Consider the following 15,278-nt stretch of genomic DNA (forward strand, 5'->3'; position numbering starts at 1 on the left):
ATCGGAAGACCTCGACGTCTATCCGCGCAGCGACTCGCCGTGTCCTGGAATCACCGATCTACACTCTCAATTACGAAGAGCCCCCAATCGTCAAAGCAGCGGACCCGGTCGTCCTCGTCGGCGGTGACCGTTTGACGGCTCAAGCTGTCCGTTGGGTTCACTCGAGCGAAGTTCTCGACATTGGGCCCCTGCTCCGAGGCGGAGAGCTCCTCCTCTCGGGGGGCGAATCACTCGCAAAGGCATCTAGTGCAAAGCAAGAGCAGTATGTGCGGGAGTTGGCGGCTCGCAATGTGGCCGCGTTGGCAATCGAAACTGGCGCAGTGCTTCCTGAAATCCCATCAGAGGTCGTGCGCGCCGCTGTGGAATCAAAGATCATTCTCATTGAGCTGCGATCCGTGGTTCCGTTCGTTGTCATCGCTGAGTCGATCAACAGCACTTTCGTCACCGCATCGGTAGCGATGTTGGAAAAGGCGGATGAATTGTCCCACGCTGTGGCCGTTGAGCTGGCTGCAGGGGCCGGCCTTCGAGAGATTCTGTCCATGATCGCCGCTGAGTTGTCGGCGACCGTTTCCTTGTTGGTGCCGGGGGCCTTTTCGCAGGACCTGATAGATGTATCAGGCTCGTCTCGTGAGGATGCGGCTTTAATGAATACTGTGGAAGTGGAAATACCCATACGGGGTATCGTGGCGGCAGCCCTTCAGATCGGAATTGCCGATCCCGGTCAAGAGCTCTTCGTTCAAACTGTTGGCGAACGGGTAGCTGATGTGCTGGGGCTTGCGATGTTGCAGCAAAGGCCGCCCACGCTCGGGGATATTGCGGGAGTGCAGCTGATTCGTGCGGTGATTGCACGAGAGCGTGAGACGGCTCTTCAGGATCTGTGCGCCTCTGTGGGCGTAAACCCGGCACGGCCTCTGGCGATGCTCTTCGCACGGTCGGTCGAGCCTAATCGCTTACGAGGAAAGCTCGAGAGGTCTCTGATCTGCGGTGAGTCACAATTTGTACTTTATGCGGTTCCTGGGGAACTGTTCGGACTTGTCGTACTTCCTGCGAATGGCAAGCAACAGGCCAGGGCTGATCTGGTTGAGCGCCTGACGCAGGTTGTCGATGTTGGGGACGGCTCAGTGTGTGTGGGTCCGCTTGTCGATGGGGTCTCGTCTGCGAACCATTCTCTTGAGCAGGCGAAACTTGCTTTGGAGCTTGCGCCCGGATGCTCTGTTCGAGCGAACGTAGTTGATTCGGATGAACTTGTTGTCGATCGGTTGATAGCTGAAAATTCGAACGTTGAGTTGAGGCATCGGTTGACTGCCGAATTGCTTGGAGACCTGCTTCAGCACGATGCCACGCGCGGTACAGCTCTAGTCGAGACTTTGGAGATCTGGTTGCGTTCGGGGTGCAACACAGCTCAATCCGCACGCCTGCTGTTCCTCGAGCGACAGTCGATGCACAACCGTCTGCAGCGGATCTTCGCGCTCATCGGCGGCGATCCGCGAGGGACAGGGAGGCTCGCAGGGCTGGCGGTAGCTCTGCGTGCGCTGCGCCAGACCCCGAGTAACTACCACTCAGCCTGACTGGAATCAGACTGACTTCGGGCATTTTCTTTCCGCATGCTTGACGGCGACGGTGCCGAGCGCTTAGCTTAAATGCAACATGGTTGTAAGGAATGCAACATGTGAATCGCTCATAGTCGTGCACTCGTCGCCACGACTCGCTCGAAGGAGAGTAAATGACTGTTAATACATCATCCCCTGCCACCGATGTCGCCGAACTCGAGCGCCTCAAGGTCCTTCACAACGGGGCCAAGACGCCGTTGACCTTCTCCGACGCGGAGATGGAGCGGAGGCTGACCGGCCTGCGTGCGATCATGGCGGAGAAAGAGCTCGACGCTGTAGTCCTCACCTCGTATCACAACATCAAGTACTACTCGGACTTCCTCTTCACCTACTTCGGGCGGTCCTATGCGATGGTCGTCACCGCCGATGACACGGTGACCATCACTGCGAACATCGACGCCGGAATGCCGTGGCGGACCAGCTACGGCGAGAACATCGTCTACACTGACTGGCGCCGCGACAACTACTACTACGCAATCCAGGAGGGCCTGCGCCAGCGCGGCATCGGCAATCCTCGCCGACTCGGCGTCGAAGACGACAACTTGCCGTTGGACAACCGCAACCGAATCCAAGCGGCCTTCCCCGGTGCCGAGCTCGTCGACGTCGCACAGGCGGCCATGCGCCAGCGGATGATCAAATCGGCCGAAGAGATCGAGGTCATCAAGCACAGTGCTCGGATCGGCGACCTCGGCGGTGAGGCGATCAAGGCCGCGATCACTGAGGGCATCAGCGAGTACGAGGTCGCTCTCATCGGTACCGAAGCGATGGTCCATGAGATCGCGAAGACCTTCCCGGACCAAGAGGTGCGGGACACCTGGGTGTGGTTCCAGTCCGGAATCAACACCGACGGTGCCCACAACTGGGCGACGACGCGGAAGATCCGCAAGGGCGATATCCTCAGCCTCAACTGCTTCCCGATGCCTTCGGGCTACTACACAGCGCTGGAGCGGACGCTCTTCTACGGTGAACCCGATGAGCGATCACTCGAGCTGTGGAACGTCAACGTCGAGGTGCATAAGCGCGGCCTCGAACTCATCAAACCGGGGGCGGTGTGCAAGGACATCGCTGCCGAACTCAACGAGATCTATATCGAGCACGGGCTGCTGGCCAACCGGACGTTCGGATATGGGCATTCTTTCGGTGTGCTCAGCCACTACTACGGTCGGGAGGCCGGGCTCGAGCTGCGTGAGGACATCGACACGGTCATCGAACCGGGCATGGTCGTTTCCATGGAGCCGATGATCACCGTCCCCGAGGGGCAGCCCGGCGCCGGTGGATACCGTGAACACGACATTGTCGTCGTCGGTGAGAACGAGTCCGAAGACATCACGAAGTTCCCGTTTGGGCCCGAGCACAACATCATTCCGGCCTGAGCATACGGCCGGATGAACTTAGGTGTCGAACCTGAACTCGCCCGGTTCCGCATGACCGCTGGCTGATGCGGAACCGGGCGTCTCGTCGGTGCACAGAATATACTCGGATCATGTCTCGCCAAACCTCTGAGAATTCTCGTCGCGGCGCCTCGGTCATCGAGAACACGGTGGCGATCCTGCGCTGCTTCTCACCTGACCGACAGGAACTCGGGGTCACAGAGATCGCGCCGCGGGTAGGTCTGCACAAGAGCACGGTGTCCCGCATCCTCGCTTCTCTCGAGCAGGAAGGGATCGTCGAGCAGGGGGCGTCGAGGCGCTACCGCCTCGGCCTCGGCATCATAGCCATTGCCGGCCCCCTTCTCGCCGACCTCGATGTCCGGCGTGCGGCCTATCCGATCCTCCAGGCACTCACCCGTGCGACTGGAGAGACGAGCGCCCTGATGGTGTGGGACGGTTCCGAGGCGATCACCGTTGAGCAGATTCCAAGCCCTCAGCCGGTCAAACACACATCGAGTCTGGGTTCCCGCTATCGGACGAGGGAGAGTGCCTCGGTCAAGGTGTTCCTGTCCGCCGACGATGAGACGGTTGATATCGGCGAAGCCGGCTACGCGCTGAACGATGAGGAATCCTCACCGAGCGAGGTCGGCGTCGCGGCACCCGTGCGCGACCATCGTGATGAAATCGTCGCGGCAGTGCTCATTGCTGTGCCGAAGTTCCGTTCCGACGCTGAGCGTATCGCCAGCCTTGGTGATCAGTGTGTGCAGGCGGCTGACAGAGTGACCCAGCGATTAGGTGGCCACTGAACGTCGGTTGCTCTCCTTGCTGCTTTGGCTGCCGAACTCAACTGAGAGTGGAGCGTAGAGTCCTGTCGAAATCGCGGACGTGTTCAGCTGCCAGTTCGGCCACCGTCGCCTCATCGCCTTCGAGGATCGCCTCGAGCAGATCGATGTGCTCACGGATGTGGGTGACGAGGTGTGGAATGCCCGGGATGACGAGGCACCAGATGCGGGTGGCGAGATCATCGAGGCGGATGAGCGTCTCGGACAGGTGGGGATTGTCCACGGAGCTGTAGATGAGGCGGTGGACCTCGAGGTCGCGTTCCATGAGCGTGCGCTGGTCATCGGCCGAACCGAGGGCTCTGAGATCGCTGATCGCGGCCGTGAAGCCCTGGCGTCGATCCGGCGTGAGATTGCGGGCCGCCCGTCTGGCTGCAATCGGCTCGAGGGCCTCGCGCATCTCCGAGATCGTCGAGAGGTCGGTGAGATCGACATTGGTGGCGAAGGTCCCCCGCCGCGGGTAGGACACGACGAGGTGATCGCGTTCGAGCCGTTTGAGGGCCTCGCGGATGGGGGTTCGTCCGACCTCGAGTTCGGTGCTCAGGGCCGCTTCGTTGATTGGGTCGCCGGGCGTAATGTCCAGCATTATGAGCCGATGGCGGAGTACCTCATAAGCGTGATCCGCCAACGACCGTGTTCTCAGCGCCACCCCTGCTTTCGAACGCATGAAAGTACTCCGAATCAACCATTGCAATCTCTGATGTCTTCTGTTTAGACTACAGGAACGCAGCTGATATATTAGTTGACGATCAAAGGAGATCCATGACAGAACAACTCGTTTGCCCACCCGTCGACCAAGCGGCCGAGACTTTCCCCAGTCGTGAGCCTGTCGAACTGAGCACGGCCATCGCCGAACTCGATCCGCAGATCGCCGGATTCATCGACGCCGAACTGGCCCGGCAGCGCGAGGGCCTGGAGATGATCGCCTCGGAGAACCACACCGCCTCGGCCGTCATGGAAGCTCAAGGGTCGGTGCTCACGAACAAGTACGCCGAGGGCTACCCGGGCCGCCGCTACTACGGCGGCTGCGAACACGTCGACGAGATCGAACGCATCGCCATCGATCGGGTCAAGGCCCTCTTCGGCGCCGAGTACGCCAACGTCCAGCCGCACTCCGGCGCCCAGGCCAACGCCTCGGTCATGCACGCCCTCATCCGTCCCGGCGACACCGTCCTCGGCCTCAACCTCGCCCACGGCGGCCACCTCACCCACGGAATGAAGATCAACTTCTCCGGCCGCCTCTACTCGATCGTCCCCTACGGCCTCGACCCCGAGACCGGACGCGTCGACATGGCCGAGGTCGAACGCCTCGCCCACGAGAACCAGCCGAAGCTCATCGTCGCAGGCTGGTCGGCCTACACCCGTCAGCTCGACTTCGCCGAGTTCCGCCGCATCGCCGACGCGGTCGGTGCCTACCTCATGGTCGACATGGCCCACTTCGCCGGACTCGTCGCCGCCGGGCTTCACCCCTCACCGGTCCCGCACGCCCACGTCGTGTCGTCGACGACGCACAAGACCCTCGGCGGCCCCCGAGGCGGCATCATCCTCACCAATGACGCGGACATCGCGAAGAAGATCAATTCCGCAGTCTTCCCCGGACAACAGGGCGGACCCCTCGAACACGTCATCGCCGGCAAGGCCGTGGCCTTCGGCTTGGCCGCCACCGACACCTTCGTCGACAAGCAGAAGCGGACCCTGGCCGGCGCCGGCGAACTCGCCCGCCGCCTGACCGAAGACGACGTCGCCGAACGCGGAATCTCCGTCCTCACCGGCGGCACCGACGTCCACCTCGTCCTCGTCGATCTGCGCAACTCGACCCTCGACGGAGCCCAGGCCGAAGATCTGCTCGCTCAGATCGGCATCACCGTCAACCGCAACGCCGTCCCCGACGACCCGCGACCGCCGATGGTCACCTCCGGTCTGCGGATCGGCACCCCGGCGCTCGCCAGCCGCGGATTCGGCAGCGAAGCATTCGCCGAGGCGGCCGGAATCATCGCCGAGGTGCTCAAGGCCGGCACGGACGAGAGCGGCGCGAGCCCGGAGATCATCGCCGAACTGAGCGAACGCGTCACCCGACTGGCGAACGACCACCCCCTGTACCCCACCCTCACCGAGATCGGAGCACGCTGATGGCTGACCAGCTTCCCGAACACCCCGACTTCCTGTGGCGCAACCCGGAGCCGAAGAAGTCCTACGAGGCCGTCATCGTCGGCGGCGGCGGACACGGACTCGCCACCGCCTACTACCTGGCGAAGAACCACGGAATGACGAACATCGCCATTCTCGAGCGCGGCTGGCTGGCCGGGGGCAACATGGCCCGCAATACGACGATCATCCGTTCGAACTACCTCTGGGACGAATCCGCCGCGATCTACGAGAAGTCCCTCAAGCTCTGGGAGCAGCTTCCCGAAGAGCTCGACTACGACTTCCTCTTCTCCCAGCGCGGCGTGCTCAACCTCGCCCACACCCTCCAGGACGTCCGCGAATCCCAGCGCCGGGTGAATGCGAACACGCTCAACGGCGTCGACGCCGAATGGCTGGACCCCCAGCAGGTGAAGGAAGTCTGCCCGATCATCAACATCGGCGACGACCTCCGCTACCCCGTGATGGGCGGCACCTATCAGCCGCGCGCCGGCATCGCCAAGCACGATCACGTCGCCTGGGCCTTCGCCCGCAAGGCCGACGAAATGGGTGTCGACATCATCCAGAACTGCGAGGTCACCGGCATCGAACGCATCGGCGATCAGGTCGTGGGCGTGCAGACGAACCGCGGACCCATCGCCACCGAAAAGGTGGCCCTGGCCGTGGCCGGGGACTCCTCGGTGCTCGCCGACATGGCCGGGATCCGCCTGCCGATCCAGACCCACCCGCTGCAGGCGCTGGTCTCCGAACTCTTCGAACCCGTGCACCCGACCGTGGTCATGTCCAACCACGTCCACGTCTACGTCTCCCAGGCGCACAAGGGCGAACTCGTCATGGGCGCCGGCGTCGACTCCTACAACGGATACGGCCAACGAGGCGGCTTCCACGTCATCGAGGAACAGCTGGCCGCCGCGGTCGAGCTGTTCCCGATCTTCGCCCGCGCCCATGTGCTGCGCACATGGGGCGGAAACGTCGACGTCACCCTCGACGCCTCACCGATCGTGTCGAAGACCGAGTTCGACGGACTCTACGCCAACTGCGGCTGGGGCACCGGCGGCTTCAAGGGAACACCGGCGGCCGGCTTCACCTACGCCCACACCATCGCGAACGACGAACCCCACCCGCTCAACGCCCCATTCGCCCTCGACCGCTTCGAAACCGGCCACCTCATCGACGAACACGGCGCCGCAGCCGTGGCCCACTGAGCGGAAGGAAAGAGACACCGACATGCTGCTCATCCACTGCCCGAACTGCGGGCCACGCGACGAAACCGAATTCCACTACGGCGGACAGGCCCACGTTGCCTACCCCGAAGACCCGTACGCCCTGACCGACAGGGAATGGGCCGAGTACCTCTTCTACCGTGAGAACAGCCGCGGCGCCTTCGCCGAGATGTGGAGCCACAGCGCCGGCTGCCGGAAGTGGTTCAACGCCGTCCGAGACACGGCCACCTACGACTTCACCGCGATCTACCCGATCGGCTCGCCCCGTCCCGACACACAAGGAGAGGTTCGATGACGAACACCACCCGTCTGCACTCCGCTTCTCGTCTGCCCTCTGCCACCGGCATCGACACCACCCGCCCGATCGACTTCACCGTCGACGGAGCGACCTACTCGGGCTTCGCCGGTGACACGATCGCCAGCGCGCTGATCGCCTCCGGCCGCATCGACTGCGGCAATTCGACCTACCTCGGACGCGCCCGCGGCATCCTCGGCGCCGGCGTCGAGGAGTCCAATGCGCTCGTCCGCGTGCATTCCCGGTACTCCGGAGACGTCTCCGAATCGATGCTGCCCGCCACCCGTGTCGCCATCGCCGAAGGACTCGAGGCCGACTACCTCGCCGGACTCGGCATCCTCGACCCCGGCCAGGACGAACTGACCTACGAACACAAGCACGTGCACACCGACGTCCTCATCGTCGGCGCAGGCCCCGCCGGACTCGCCGCGGCCAGGGAAGCTGGCAAGTCCGGTGCGCGCACCCTGCTGCTCGACGACCAGTCCCTGCCCGGCGGCTCGCTGCTCGCGGCGGGACCGGCCACGGCCGAAACGATCGACGGCGTCGACGCCCTCGCCTGGGTCGAGTCCACCGTCGCCGGGTTCGCCGAGCACGAAGAGCTCACGTACGTGAAGAACACGACCGTCTTCGGCAGCTACGACTCGAACTACTTCGTCGCCCTCGAAGACCGCACCGATGCCGTCGCCGCTGCTGGTGGCCGCGGAGTGCGCCAGAAGGTCTGGCATATCCGCGCCGGTCAGGTCGTGCTCGCCACCGGCGCCCACGACCGTCCGATCGTCTTCGCGGACAACGACCGACCCGGCATCATGCTCGCCTCGGCCGTGCGCACCTATCTCGGCCGCTTTGGTGTGGCCGCCGGTGACCAGGTGGCGGTGGCGACGACGAACGACTCCGCCTATGACCTCGTCACCGACCTCCACGCGGCAGGCATCACCGTCCCCGCGGTCATCGACTCCCGCACCTCAGCCTCGGCGATCGCCGAATCCGTCACCGCAGCCACGGGCACCCGGCTCATCCTCGACTCCGCCGTCACCGGCACCGCCGGTGAGGGACCGGCCGGTCGGGTCAGTGCGATCACCGTCGCAGCGCTCGACGATGACGGTGTCGCGGCTGCTGAGGGTGAGGAGATCGCCGTCGATCTGCTCGCCGTATCCGGCGGCCACTCACCGGTCATCCATCTGCACGGTCAGCGCAAGGGCGCGATCCACTGGAACGTCGACATTGCGGCCTTCGTGCCGACGACGCCCGTGCGTGACCAGTTCACGGTCGGATCCGTGACCGGGGACTACTCGCTCGAAGCGGCTCTGCGGCAGGGCGCCGAGGCGGGGAACCAGGCGGCGAACCGCACCGGCTTCCCGGCCGCGCTCACCGTCCCTGCCGCCTCGGCGATGGCGTATGCCCCGGCGCGCCCATTGTGGCTGGTCACCTCGGCGCAGGACGATCACCAGAACCTGAGCACTCACTTCATCGACTTCCAGCGTGACCAGACCGTCGCCGACGTGAAGCGGGCGATGGGCGCAGGCATGCGCTCGGTCGAGCACATCAAGCGCTACACCTCGATCTCGACGGCGAACGATCAGGGCAAGACCTCAGCGGTCAACGCCATCGGCGCGATCGCCTCGGTGCTGGGGGAGGCCGACGACCTCGGCCAGGTCGGGCACACGACCTTCCGCGCCCCCTTCGCACCGGTGCCCTTCGCGGCACTGGCCGGACGACGCAAGGGCGAACTCTTCGACCCAGCCAGGGTCACCTCGATCCACTCCTGGCACGTCGCCCACGGCGCCGAGTTCGAAGACGTCGGGCAGTGGAAACGGCCCTGGTACTACCCGAAGCCGGGCGAGGACATGGAGGCGGCGGTGCTGCGCGAGGGCAAGGCCGTACGCGAATCCGTCGGATTCCAGGACGCCTCGACGCTCGGCAAGATCGAGATCCGCGGGAAGGACGCCGGAGAGTTCCTCGGCCAGATCTACACGAACGGCTTCAAGAAGCTCAAGGTCGGAAAGGGTCGGTACGGGCTGATGTGCAAGCCCGACGGCATGGTCTTCGACGACGGCGTGACCCTGCGCGTGGCCGAGGACCGCTACTACATGACGACGACCACCGGCGGGGCTGCGACCGTCCTCGAATGGCTCGAGGAATGGCATCAGACCGAATGGCCCGACCTCGACGTCGTCTTCACCTCGGTGACCGAACAGTGGTCGACCGTCGCCGTGGCCGGACCCCGGTCCCGCGACGTCATCGCCAAGCTCGCCCCGAACCTCGACGTGTCGAACGACGCCTTCGAGTTCATGGGCTTCCGCGAGACCACCCTGGCGAACGGCATTCCCGCCCGCATCTGCCGGATCTCGTTCTCCGGCGAGCTCGCCTTCGAGATCAACGTCGACACGTTCTATGGGCTGGCCGTCTGGGAAGCCGTCGCCGAGGCGGGCGCCGAGTTCGACATCACCCCATACGGCACCGAGGTCATGCACGTGCTGCGTGCCGAGAAGGGCTTCATCATCGTCGGACAGGATACCGACGGCACCGTCACCCCGCAGGACGCGGGCATGGAATGGATCGTGTCGAAGGTCAAGGACTTCATCGGCAAACGCTCCTACTCGCGGGCCGACACGGCCCGCGAGGACCGCAAGCACCTCGTCGGGGTGCTGCCCGTCGACGGCACGACCCGCCTCGCCGAGGGCGCCCAGCTCATCGCTGCGGGCACTCCCGTCACACAGGAGAACGGACCGGTGCCGATGATCGGCCACGTCACCTCGTCATATATCTCGCCGAGCCTCGACCGGCCGTTCGGACTCGCGCTCGTCGAGAACGGCCGCAACCGCGAAGGTGAGATCGTCAAGTCCCCCTTCGGCGACACCCTCGTCGATGTCGAGATCACCTCTCCCGTCTTCTACGATCCGGAAGGAAACCGCCGCGATGGCTGACACCACCTATTCCACCCCTTCGACGGCACAGTCCCCGTCCGCCGCGACTGCCACGGCAGAAACCGGCACCGCGGGCACCGGGTCGAGCGGACTCGATGATCTGCGGGTCTCTCCGGCCGCGCACCTGGCCGGGCTGATGTCCGAGGCGAGCGCGGCGGGCGGCCGCAGCGTGGGCTTGCGCGAACTGCCCTTCACCGTGCAGATCGGCCTGCGGGCACAGCCGGATTCCGCATCATGGAAGTCGCTCGAGGACACGTTCGGCCTGCGCCTGCCCCGCGGCGTCGGTGAAGTCACCGGTGACCCGGAGGCCCAGCACGTGCTGTGGCTGAGCCCCGACGAGTTCCTCGCCGTCGACGTCTCCCGCTGCCAGGAGCCCGGTGAGACGATCGTCGCCGAGGCGGGACTCGAGGGACTGCCCGGACAGGCCGTCGATCTCTCTGCCAACCGGACGATCCTCGAACTCACCGGTGAGAAGGCCCGTGAAGTGCTCGAGAAGAGCTGCCGCGCCGATCTCCACCCCCGCGCCTTCGGAGTCGGCACGGCGATCGTCACCGCGCTGGGACCCGTCCCGGTCATCCTCCATCACAGCGGTGAGGACACGTACCGCGTCTACCCGCGGGCGAGCTTCGCGGACTTCGCGGTCCGCTGGCTGCTCGACGGTATGGCGGAGTTCCTCGCCGGCGGACAGATTCCCGGGCCCGAAGAGGGAGCCGGCTGATGAGCCTCGGGGTCCTCGATCTGTTCTCGATCGGCATCGGGCCCTCGTCCTCGCACACGGTGGGCCCGATGCGTGCGGCGGTGCGCTTCGTCGACGAACTCGCCGAGGCGGGCCAGCTCGACCGTGTCGATGCGGTCCGCGTCGGACTCTTCGGTTCCCTCGGTGCGACGGGCATCGGGCACGGCTCGGACTCCGCCGTGCTCGCAGGGCTGAGCGGTAAGCAACCCGAAACGCTCGATCCGGATTCGGTGGGCCCGCTGGTCGCCGAGATCCGCGAGAAGGGGTCGCTCCGCCTCGGCGGGCGAAAGGACGTGCCCTTCGACATGGCGTCAGATCTCACCCTGCACCTGCGGGAATCCCTGCCCGGCCATCCCAATGGGATGCGCATCAGCGCCGAGGCGGACGGTGAGCTCATCGAGCGCGACTACTACTCCGTGGGCGGGGGATTCGTCGTCACCGACGACGAACTCGCCGCGGAGAAGGACGCTGCCGAAGCCATCGACGCAGCAGCCGGCGGGTCCGGTGAACAGCGCCGGGACGGGGACGTCATCGACTTCGCCACGGCCGACGAGCTGCTCGAGCAGTGTCGGACACACGGGCTGAGCATCGCCGAGCTCATGGCGGTCAACGAACGAGCCCGCCAGTCCGATAAGACCCTGCGGGCGCGGCTGCTCGAGATCTGGTCGGTGATGCGCGAATGCGTGCACAACGGCTGCACCCGCAGCGAAACGACCCTGCCCGGGGGACTCAAGGTGCGCCGTCGGGCCCCCGAGCTGAAGGCGAAGCTCGAAGCCGCGGACTACCGGGCCTCGGGGTCGCTCGACGCTCTCGAATGGGTCAACCTCTACGCGTTGGCCGTCAACGAGGAGAACGCCTCGGGCGGGCGGATCGTCACCGCCCCGACGAACGGCGCGGCAGGCATCATCCCCGCGGTCCTCCATTACCTGGACCGGTTCGTCACCGGCGGCGGGGGCGCCGACTCCGAAGCCGCGGAAGCGAGCCCGGGCGATGACGCCGTCGTGACGTTCCTGCTCACGGCCGGGGCGATCGGGATCCTCTTCAAACGCAATGCGTCGATCTCCGGCGCCGAGGTGGGCTGCCAGGGCGAGGTCGGGTCGGCCTGTGCGATGGCTGCCGCGGGCCTGTGCGCCGTGCTCGGCGGGACGCCGGAGCAGGTGGAGAACGCCGCCGAGATCGGTCTCGAGCACAACCTCGGACTCACGTGCGATCCGGTCGGCGGACTCGTGCAGGTCCCCTGCATCGAACGCAATGCCATCGCCTCGGTGAAGGCGATCAACGCCGCGAGGCTCGCCATGCACGGCGACGGCTCGCATCGAGTGAGCCTCGACCAGGCGATCGAAACCATGCGGCAGACTGGAGTCGATATGAAATCCAAGTACAAGGAGACATCGCGCGGTGGCCTCGCCGTCAACGTCGTCGAATGCTGAGCGGCCGCGATCCAGCCGAACCCCGACTGCAGAAGGAAAAGAGACATGCAGGACTTCATCTTCACTCTCGAATGCGCCGAGCGCCCCGGTATCACCCATGCGGTGACCGGTGCGCTGCTCACCCACGGCGGGGACATCAAGGAACTCAAACAGTTCGATGACCAGTCGACGCAGCAGCTGTTCCTGCGCATCGACTTCCGCGTCTCCGAGGAGCCGGGCAACGGGATCGAGGCGCTGCGGACCGACTTCGCGGCGATCGGCGAGGAGTTCGGGGCGACCTGGCAGCTGTGGCCGCACGGCGAGAAGCGACGGGTGCTCATCATGGTCTCGAAGTTCGAGCACTGCCTCAACGATCTGCTCTTCCGCGCCCGCGTCGGCGAGCTGCCGATCGAGATCGCCGCCGTCGTGTCGAACCACCCCGACCACCGTGAACTCGTCGAATGGCATCACATCCCGTTCTTCCGGATCCCAGTGACGAAGGAGACGAAGCCCGAGGCCGAGGCGAAGCTGCTCGAACTCGTCGACCGCTTCGAAGTCGACCTCGTGGTGCTCGCCCGCTATATGCAGATCCTCTCCGATGATCTCGCCCGCGAGCTCACCGGACGCGCGATCAACATCCACCACTCGTTCCTGCCTTCGTTCAAGGGCGCCAAGCCCTACCACCAGGCGTGGGAGCGCGGAGTCAAGACCGTCGGAGCGACCGCGCACTTCGTCAACAGCGAGCTCGATGAGGGGCCGATCATCGCCCAGCAGCTCGTCGAGGTCGACCATGCCTTCGCCCCCGAGGACCTCGTGGCTGCCGGCCGCGATGCCGAGTGCAAGGCGCTGTCCAATGCCGTGAAGTGGCACTGCGACGGCCGTGTGTTCCTCTCGGGCAAGAGGACGATCGTCCTGCGCTGAGCGATCAAACTGCAGCTGTGGTAGAAGGAGCCGATGAACTCACTGCAAGCCGCCTCGGCGTGGATAGACTGTCGACTATGAGCGAGACCCAGACCGAGATCGGCCCGCGCGTCGGCGACCAGGTGTTCGAGGCGCTGCAGGCGAGCATTCTGTCAGGCGAATACCGCAGCGGGGACCGTCTGCGGATCCGCCAGCTCGCGGCGTCCCTGGGCACGAGCGTCATGCCCGTGCGGGAGTCGCTGGCCCGGCTCGAGGCGGTCGGGCTCGTCGAGACCAGCCCGCACCGTGGAGCGGTGGTCAAGACCTTCACCGCCGAGGAGCTGCTGCAGATCTACTCCGTGCGTCGCATCCTCGAGGTCGAGGCGACGGTCCAGGGTGCTCAGAAGCTCGATGAGGTGGGCCGGGCACGATTGGATGAGGAATTCGCGGCGATGGAGGCGGCTCTCGACTCCGGCGATGCCTCGAAGTACCTCGACCACGACGAAGAGCTGCTTGCGACGATCTATTCTGCCTCGGGCAATCCCGTCCTCGCCGAGACGATCCGGGCTCTGTGGCTGCGATGCCGGGCCTACAAGCTCGTCGGAGCGAGGCTCGAGATCGCCGCTGCGGACACGGTGCCGCTGCTCAAACATCAGCGCCGACTCATGGACGCCGTCGACGCGGGAGACCCCGCAGCAGCCGCCGAGGTGACCGAGGAGTCCTTCGACGACGCCGTCCGTCGTATTCGTGCGGGACTGGGAGATCAAGCCGCCGTCTAGTTCGGAATCCGCTCAGCCGAGTTCTGGGAAGGTGTGCCGCCTCAGCCGCGGCTGAGGAGAGCTGAATGGAGCTCGCGGGGCAGTTCGACGACGTCGAGGCTGCGTTTGCGACCGAAATCGACGCCGAACTGCGAGTGCAGACGATCGAGGTGCTCGGCGACCCGCTTCGAGTAGTCGGGGTCGAAGGCGTCTTCCGCGATCGCGATGACGAACAGTCCCGTGCCCGGGTTCTCCTGTCCCGAGTCGAAGGCGGGTGCGTCGACGGAGAAGCGGCCCCCGCCATGGACGGCGAGGAGTTCGATCATGAGTGCGACATTGCTGCCCTTGACCCCGCCGAATGGCAGCAGGGAACCGGCGAGGGCGGCCTCGGCATCGACCGTGGCCGCCCCGTTCGGGTCCTGTGCCCACCCTTCGGGGATCGCCTCTGACCGATCGGCGGCGTCGCGGACGTTGACCCAGGCGGTCGCACTGGTCGCCTGGTCGAACATGCGCGGGCCGTCGGCATGGGGAACGGCGAAAGAGAAGGGGTTCGTTCCGGTCGCCGAGCCCGGTGAGCTGAACAACGACATCAGCGCCGGTGAGTTGGCCCCTGCCAGCGCCACCAGGCCTCGCTCGGCAAGCCGTGTCGTGTAATAGCCGAGTTCGCCGGCAGTGAAGGCATTGGAGATGTTGAGGACCGAGATGCCGAGTTTCGCGGCAGACGCGGCGAAGTCATCGACAACTGCGTCGAACGCGAGCTGCGAAGTGCCGCGGTCGGCGTCGACATGGTGTGCTGCGGGCAGACGATTCGTCACTCGCGGCTGTGCCTGCCCGTTGATGCGGCCGGCTTCGAGCCCATCGAGGTAGTCGAAGAGGTGCGCCGTGCCGACGGCGGTCTTGCCGCGGTGCTCTGCGGCCACGGTCGCCTCGGCCAGGGACTGCGCCAGTGCGGTCGACCCGCCGGCCGCGGTGATCGCAGCGATGCACAGGTGGGGTGTGACACTTCTCGTAGACAGTCGTTACCAGGAAGGCACGACAGGGAATCATGTCTACGAATCGCAGGACGTTCACG

13 protein-coding genes are annotated in these 15,278 nt (G+C 65.2%); 11 read left to right on the forward strand and 2 right to left on the reverse strand.

Going from position 1 to position 15,278, the window contains the following annotated elements; translation table 11 throughout:
- The first annotated feature begins 86 nt into the window (after positions 1 to 86).
- The 3 genes from AAHA49_RS17360 to AAHA49_RS17370 all read left to right on the forward strand — a co-directional run bounded on the left by AAHA49_RS17360 (position 87) and on the right by AAHA49_RS17370 (position 3,786).
- Complete coding sequence (locus AAHA49_RS17360; RefSeq protein WP_342039137.1) at positions 87 to 1,568, forward strand: PucR family transcriptional regulator; 1,482 nt, start codon at positions 87 to 89, stop codon at positions 1,566 to 1,568.
- A 155-nt stretch (positions 1,569 to 1,723) separates the two neighbouring features.
- Complete coding sequence (locus tag AAHA49_RS17365) at positions 1,724 to 2,983, forward strand: aminopeptidase P family protein (protein ID WP_339393456.1); 1,260 nt, start codon at positions 1,724 to 1,726, stop codon at positions 2,981 to 2,983.
- Between the two features lie 110 nt (positions 2,984 to 3,093).
- Positions 3,094 to 3,786 carry an IclR family transcriptional regulator gene (locus tag AAHA49_RS17370; RefSeq protein WP_339393457.1) on the forward strand — a complete coding sequence of 231 codons (693 nt, stop codon included), beginning with the start codon at positions 3,094 to 3,096 and terminating at the stop codon, positions 3,784 to 3,786.
- Between the two features lie 37 nt (positions 3,787 to 3,823).
- Here AAHA49_RS17370 and AAHA49_RS17375 read toward each other — a convergent pair whose 3' ends face one another.
- Complete coding sequence (locus AAHA49_RS17375; RefSeq protein ID WP_339393458.1) at positions 3,824 to 4,486, reverse strand: GntR family transcriptional regulator; 663 nt, start codon at positions 4,484 to 4,486, stop codon at positions 3,824 to 3,826.
- A 95-nt stretch (positions 4,487 to 4,581) separates the two neighbouring features.
- Between AAHA49_RS17375 and glyA the strand changes: the two genes are divergently transcribed.
- The 8 genes from glyA (at position 4,582) to AAHA49_RS17415 (ending at position 14,227) form a co-directional block, all read left to right on the forward strand.
- A complete protein-coding gene (gene glyA / locus AAHA49_RS17380; RefSeq protein ID WP_339393459.1) occupies positions 4,582 to 5,949 on the forward strand; it encodes a serine hydroxymethyltransferase in 1,368 nt (455 codons plus the stop codon).
- Positions 5,949 to 7,166, forward strand: coding sequence for a sarcosine oxidase subunit beta family protein (locus AAHA49_RS17385; protein ID WP_339393460.1), 1,218 nt, complete (start codon positions 5,949 to 5,951; stop codon positions 7,164 to 7,166). The genes glyA and AAHA49_RS17385 overlap by 1 nt, the downstream gene beginning before the upstream one ends.
- A 22-nt stretch (positions 7,167 to 7,188) precedes the next feature.
- Positions 7,189 to 7,479, forward strand: a complete 291-nt coding sequence (locus AAHA49_RS17390) for a sarcosine oxidase subunit delta (protein WP_025777259.1) — start codon at positions 7,189 to 7,191, stop codon at positions 7,477 to 7,479.
- Complete coding sequence (locus AAHA49_RS17395; protein ID WP_342039135.1) at positions 7,476 to 10,403, forward strand: 2Fe-2S iron-sulfur cluster-binding protein; 2,928 nt, start codon at positions 7,476 to 7,478, stop codon at positions 10,401 to 10,403. The genes AAHA49_RS17390 and AAHA49_RS17395 overlap by 4 nt, the downstream gene beginning before the upstream one ends.
- Complete coding sequence (locus AAHA49_RS17400) at positions 10,396 to 11,121, forward strand: sarcosine oxidase subunit gamma (protein ID WP_082819217.1); 726 nt, start codon at positions 10,396 to 10,398, stop codon at positions 11,119 to 11,121. The genes AAHA49_RS17395 and AAHA49_RS17400 overlap by 8 nt, the downstream gene beginning before the upstream one ends.
- On the forward strand, positions 11,121 to 12,569 hold the full coding sequence (locus AAHA49_RS17405) for an L-serine ammonia-lyase (RefSeq protein WP_342039136.1): 1,449 nt from the start codon (positions 11,121 to 11,123) through the stop codon (positions 12,567 to 12,569). Before AAHA49_RS17400 ends, AAHA49_RS17405 begins: the two co-directional genes overlap by 1 nt.
- 45 nt (positions 12,570 to 12,614) lie before the next feature.
- Entirely contained in the window at positions 12,615 to 13,469 is an 855-nt protein-coding gene (gene purU / locus AAHA49_RS17410; RefSeq protein WP_339393463.1) for a formyltetrahydrofolate deformylase, read from the forward strand.
- Between the two features lie 77 nt (positions 13,470 to 13,546).
- On the forward strand, positions 13,547 to 14,227 hold the full coding sequence (locus tag AAHA49_RS17415; protein ID WP_172172952.1) for a GntR family transcriptional regulator: 681 nt from the start codon (positions 13,547 to 13,549) through the stop codon (positions 14,225 to 14,227).
- Between the two features lie 41 nt (positions 14,228 to 14,268).
- Here AAHA49_RS17415 and AAHA49_RS17420 read toward each other — a convergent pair whose 3' ends face one another.
- Positions 14,269 to 15,222 carry an Ldh family oxidoreductase gene (locus AAHA49_RS17420; RefSeq protein ID WP_342039138.1) on the reverse strand — a complete coding sequence of 318 codons (954 nt, stop codon included), beginning with the start codon at positions 15,220 to 15,222 and terminating at the stop codon, positions 14,269 to 14,271.
- Positions 15,223 to 15,278 lie beyond the last annotated feature (56 nt).

The sequence above is a fragment of the Brevibacterium ammoniilyticum genome (genome assembly GCF_038429965.1).
Lineage (GTDB): Bacteria > Actinomycetota > Actinomycetes > Actinomycetales > Brevibacteriaceae > Brevibacterium > Brevibacterium ammoniilyticum.